Consider the following 3,800-nt stretch of genomic DNA (forward strand, 5'->3'; position numbering starts at 1 on the left):
AGAAACCTACTCGAAGGAGAAAATTCACATGAGTCCGCAAAACGTCTTAAAAAAAGTAGACAAGGATGAGTGGCCGAGTGGCTTAAGGCAGCAGTTTACTAAACTGCCGTACTTTAAAAGGTACCGTGAGTTCGAATCTCACCTCATCCGCCACAAAAACCCACTTACTAATTTTTCAACAATTTTCTTCTGTTTCGGCAAAACCCACTTGATTCTTTTGTCTCTCTTAAACCACGTTCGTTGTCGTTTTGCATACTGCCAAATTTCGTGGGCAAGTTGAATAACCATTTCCTCTTTTGAAATTTTTCCTTGTAAATATCGCGCCATATAGCGATACTCAAGCCCAAGTCCTTCCATTCGTTTCCATGAAAGCCCTTGACGGTTGAGGCGAATCGCTTCCCGTATCATCCCTTTCTTTATTCGTGTCTTAAGGCGTTTTCCAATCCGTTCCTTAAGCATCTCATCAGGCATATCAATACCTATCTGTAAAATATCCGTATTGCTTGGAAGCCTTGCTTCCAAATAGGGGACTTTTCCCAAATATTTTGCAATTTCAATTGCACGGATAAGTCGACGGGGATTTTTACGGTCAATTTCTTTTGAGCGTCGAGGGTCAAGTTTTTTAAGCATCGTAAAAAGTTCCGCTACGGATTTTTTCTCGAGTTGTGTGCGCAGTTTTTTATTGGGAGGAACTTCAGGCAGAATGATTCCATCAATAAGTGCTTGGATATAAAATCCTGTTCCTCCGCAGATGATAGGAAGTTTCTCTCGTTGCCAAATATCTTGGAGTGCTTTCTCGCCAAATTTTTTATACTGTGACACCGTGAACACCCGTTTCGGATTTGCCACGTCAATAAGGTGATGGGGAACACCCTTATACAAATAGTTTGTAGTTTGTAGTTTGTAGTTTGTAGGGTCGCGGGGGACTTTACCGGTGCCGATATCAAGACCTTTATATACCTGCCGAGAATCAGCCGAAACGACTTCTCCGGAGAATTTTTTTGCAAGAAAAACCGCCAGATCGCTTTTTCCCGTCGCGGTTGGACCAAGCATTACAATGATTTTTTGGTTGGGCATATTGTTTTGATGTACGGGATATTGTATACTACTAGTCCCGAAATAGCATTACGAGCATAAAAATAAAACCATGAAAAAAGAACAAAAAATTCCAACCAAAGTTCCTGATGTAATTTTCAAAACCCGCGTGCGAGACGAGAGTGTGGAAGGGTCAAATCCATATCGATGGCAAGATGTTACATCGGATGAAATTTTCAAGGGAAAGAAAATCGTTCTCTTTGCACTTCCGGGTGCCTTTACGCCGACATGCTCGTCAACACATTTGCCTGGTTATGAAACTTCCTACGATGAATTCAAAAAGCTCGGCGTTGATGAAGTTATTTGTTTGAGCGTAAATGATGCGTATGTCATGTTCCAGTGGGGTAAGCACCAAAAAGCGACAAAAGTAAAAATGCTTCCCGACGGTTCCGCCTTGTTCACTAAGGGGATGGGAATGCTTGTTTCAAAAAATGATGTAGGTTATGGAGAACGTAGCTGGCGTTACAGTATGTATGTTGAAGACGGGAACATTAAGAAGATGTTTATCGAGCCGGGATTTTCTGATGACTGCCCCAACGATCCATTTGAGGTCAGTGATGCGCAAACGATGCTTAGCTATCTCAAATCGCTTAAAAAATAAGCGGTAAATAAAAAAGTGACGAGCGAGCTCGACTAATTTTGCGTGATCACAAGTTCCATTCTGGTGCCGGAGGAGAGAATTTCACTACTCGTCCGCCTATTGCGAACTGCGCTTTCAAACCCCTCGGTTTGAATAATTCCGCCACGGGAAACTCCCGTTTCCCGACCCCTTCCTAAGTTCAAGTCTCTCCACTAACGTTAGAAATAATAAAATGCCCGGTATACAACCGAGCATTTTATTATTTTGTGCCGGAGGAGAGACTTGAACTCTCACCTCTTACGAGACACGATTTTGAGTCGTGCGCGGCTACCATTACGCCACTCCGGCAAATTTTATTTCAATGTTTTAAGGTACTCTTTACCAAATCCTGACTTCAAATACTTTTCTCGTTCTCTCGCTTCTCTTCTGGTGCTGAAATTGTTTATAAGAATTATGGTAAACGGTTTGTATGGGCGTGTAGTTTTATTGTAGCCTTTATTGTGTTGTTCAACACGCCTCTCAGGATTGTCTGATATATCAACGTAAACATACGATCTTTTTCTGCTGCTTATCGCGTATACATAATACATGATTGTTCACGATTTTGAGCCTGCCTGCCGGCAGGCAGGTCGTGCGCGGCTACCATTACGCCACTCCGGCATTCATTAAGTCATTCTAGCTGACGACTCCTTAAAAATCAATCAAAATTATCTTGAGTGGAATCAGTTTTAAATTGTTTTAAATTAAAGAAGCTATTATATAAAAATGACTGTAGTCATTTTTATATAGCACCAACCCCCAATTTTGTTAATTGTTGAAAGAAGGTAGTTACGGTATACTTTTCCTATGTCACAAATACGAGTCGGCGTTATTCGCGGAGGATTGGGGCACGAATATGATATTTCACTTGAGACGGGAGGAAACGTTCTTCGGAATATTTCTCGCGACAAGTATGAAGCGTACGATGTTCTTATCACAAAAGACGGTACTTGGCACTTAAACGGTGTTCCTGTTAACGTTGAGCGTATTGCGCATACGGTTGATGTCGTGTGGAATGCTCTTCATGGTGAATATGGCGAGGATGGGAAAATTCAGCAAACACTTCACACGTTTGGAATACCCTACACTGGATCAACACCATTTGCTTCAGCAGTGGGTATGAATAAAGCGCTTGCGAAAGATCATTTTTCACATGCGGGAATTAAGACGCCACTTGGATTGGTGGTTCGTCGAGGTGAAGATAGTATCAACGCAGCTCTTAATGCGTTTAGAAAAATACCTCCTCCGTATGTTGTAAAACCACTATCAAGTGGTTCGTCGGTTGGACTTTCACTCACGCGCACCGTAGACGGTCTTATAAAATCGATCGAATACGCCCTTAAATATTCCCCCGCAGTACTCATAGAAGAATTTATAAAAGGAAAAGAAATATCATGCGGGGTTGTAGATAGCATGGAACATGACCAATCACATGCAACTCATACTGTAGAGATTGTGTTGCCGGATGGCGAAGAAGTTTTTCACCACAGCCTCAAACACAGCGATGCAGTGCAAAGAATTTCCCCCGCCAATCTTTCGGAGACTGACTGCGAAATTGTTCAAGCACTTGCAATACGCGCACATCGGGGGATAGGGATGAGACATTATTCCGTTGCTGATTTTATTGTTTCACCACGAGGAATTTATCTTCTTGAGGTAAATAGTTTGCCGGGTCTTACTGACACATCACTTTTGCCTTTGGCACTTCAATCGGCAGATCTCTCGCTCGAAGAGTTTATTGATCACGTCCTCACCCTTGCTCTCAATAAAAAATAATGTAGAATGGCAGGAATAGTTCATAAAGTCCGTAACGTCTATAAAGTTCATAAAGTGGGTTCGTATCTACTTTTAATTTTTATAAACTTTTAACTTGTGCGGGCCCGTAGTTCATCTGGTAGAACGCCTCATTTGCAATGAGGAGGTAAGCGGTTCGAGTCCGCTCGGGTCCACAAATTTCACAGCCTAGACAGACTCTAAAATCTGTGGGCCAGAGCGGATCCTACTCTGACCCTACTACCTTCTAACTTACGTCAGGCCGCCAGTATCTCTTTTTGAGAAACTCGACCGGTAAGTTCTCAGGTACTTC

Annotated in this window: 4 protein-coding genes and 3 tRNA genes; 4 read left to right on the forward strand and 3 right to left on the reverse strand. The window is 42.4% G+C overall.

Annotated features, from left to right (window positions below):
• Positions 1 to 63 precede the first annotated feature (63 nt).
• Positions 64 to 153 (forward strand) — tRNA-Ser (locus tag Q7S11_04480).
• Here the strand turns inward: Q7S11_04480 and miaA are convergent.
• Positions 139 to 1,077 carry a tRNA (adenosine(37)-N6)-dimethylallyltransferase MiaA gene (miaA, locus tag Q7S11_04485; GenBank protein ID MDO8572987.1) on the reverse strand — a complete coding sequence of 313 codons (939 nt, stop codon included), beginning with the start codon at positions 1,075 to 1,077 and terminating at the stop codon, positions 139 to 141. The two genes, Q7S11_04480 and miaA, sit on opposite strands and share 15 nt — an antisense overlap.
• A gap of 70 nt (positions 1,078 to 1,147) precedes the next feature.
• Here miaA and Q7S11_04490 point away from each other — a divergent pair, with 70 nt between their 5' ends.
• The gene (locus tag Q7S11_04490; GenBank protein ID MDO8572988.1) at positions 1,148 to 1,696 is read left to right on the forward strand and encodes a peroxiredoxin; all 549 of its coding nucleotides are present in this window, start codon (positions 1,148 to 1,150) and stop codon (positions 1,694 to 1,696) included.
• A 246-nt stretch (positions 1,697 to 1,942) separates the two neighbouring features.
• On the opposite strand, the gene Q7S11_04495 is transcribed toward Q7S11_04490, so the two are convergent.
• A tRNA-Leu gene (locus Q7S11_04495) sits at positions 1,943 to 2,023 on the reverse strand.
• Between the two features lie 5 nt (positions 2,024 to 2,028).
• Positions 2,029 to 2,265: a GIY-YIG nuclease family protein gene (locus Q7S11_04500; protein ID MDO8572989.1), complete on the reverse strand. Its 237-nt coding sequence runs from the start codon at positions 2,263 to 2,265 to the stop codon at positions 2,029 to 2,031.
• 256 nt (positions 2,266 to 2,521) lie between these two features.
• Here Q7S11_04500 and Q7S11_04505 point away from each other — a divergent pair, with 256 nt between their 5' ends.
• Both Q7S11_04505 and Q7S11_04510 read left to right on the forward strand, forming a co-directional pair.
• Positions 2,522 to 3,490 (forward strand): ATP-grasp domain-containing protein, encoded by a 969-nt coding sequence (locus Q7S11_04505; GenBank protein MDO8572990.1) that lies wholly within the window; start codon positions 2,522 to 2,524, stop codon positions 3,488 to 3,490.
• A gap of 100 nt (positions 3,491 to 3,590) precedes the next feature.
• Positions 3,591 to 3,663: transfer RNA gene (locus tag Q7S11_04510), tRNA-Ala, on the forward strand.
• Positions 3,664 to 3,800 lie beyond the last annotated feature (137 nt).

The organism is bacterium (genome assembly GCA_030648955.1).
In the GTDB taxonomy this organism is placed as follows: Bacteria; Patescibacteriota; Minisyncoccia; order Phycocordibacterales; family JAUSHB01; genus JAUSHB01.

Excerpts from the sequence above, each read along its gene's own strand:
- Q7S11_04500 (MDO8572989.1), bottom strand. The coding sequence starts at position 2,265 with ATGTATTATGTATACGCGATAAGCAGCAGAAAAAGATCGTATGTTTAC.
- Q7S11_04490 (MDO8572988.1), top strand. The coding sequence starts at position 1,148 with ATGAAAAAAGAACAAAAAATTCCAACCAAAGTTCCTGATGTAATTTTC.
- Q7S11_04505 (MDO8572990.1), top strand. The coding sequence starts at position 2,522 with ATGTCACAAATACGAGTCGGCGTTATTCGCGGAGGATTGGGGCACGAA.
- miaA (MDO8572987.1), bottom strand. The coding sequence starts at position 1,077 with ATGCCCAACCAAAAAATCATTGTAATGCTTGGTCCAACCGCGACGGGA.